This window comes from Halalkalibaculum sp. DA384, assembly GCF_043951955.1.
Lineage (GTDB): Bacteria > Bacteroidota > Rhodothermia > Balneolales > Balneolaceae > JAMQKA01.
Genome location: NZ_JBINJE010000102.1, coordinates 1 through 800, shown reverse-complemented (window position 1 = coordinate 800; position 800 = coordinate 1). Strand labels below are relative to the sequence as shown.

Annotated in this window: 1 protein-coding gene; it reads left to right on the top strand. The window is 46.8% G+C overall.

Going from position 1 to position 800, the window contains the following annotated elements; all coding sequences use genetic code 11:
• A partial coding sequence (locus ACG2E4_RS18440; protein WP_395262587.1) for a FecR family protein occupies positions 1-795 on the top strand: 795 nt, incomplete at its 5' end.
• Positions 796-800 lie beyond the last annotated feature (5 nt).

Genomic DNA, 800 nt, shown 5'->3' with positions numbered 1-800 from the left:
GCTGCAGTACTGCTGGTACTGGGGGGAGCCTACGGGTTCTACCTCTATTCGATTTCGTCGAGCCCGCCATCTCAACCCCGGGAAGAGGTCGTTTACAATACTATTGCCTCCCAGGATGATGAACGAGTCGTTGTGCATATCAAAGATGGTACAAAGGTAACGCTGAATAGCAACAGCCGGATTCAATACAGAGATGACTATGGAACATCATCCCGGGATATGTATTTGCAGGGGGAAGCCTATTTTGAAGTTGATCACGATCATCCGGCCCCATTTATCGTATATACCAATGATGCTGCGATCGAAGATATCGGTACCAAGTTTAATATAAATACCGATAAGGAACATGAGGGAACAGAGGTCGTGGTATCAGAGGGAAAGGTGAAGGTGTCACCACAAAGCCAAAAGATCGACAGCGGTAGCACGGCTGAGGAGGCTACCTCATCGGTAATCGTATCGCAGGGGCAGAAAGTCAGCGTCAAAAATGGACCGGATAACCTGGTTGTTGAAAAAGCCGATTTATACCAGGCCCTGGCCTGGATGCAAGACCGCCTGATATTTGATGATGAGCCTCTTGCCCAAGTCATTGAGCGGCTTGAAGATCATTACAGTATTACTGTTGAAGTCGCAGATTCTTCACTTTTCGATAAGTATATAACGGGTTCCTTCCAGGATGAAAGCGTGGAAAACGTGGCGAAAGTGCTCGCCGTTTCGATGGAAGCGCGATACAGTTTAAACGACAGTACGCTTCACTTCTTTATTGAGCCGCAAAAAGTCAATCATTTTAAACAATAACAGGT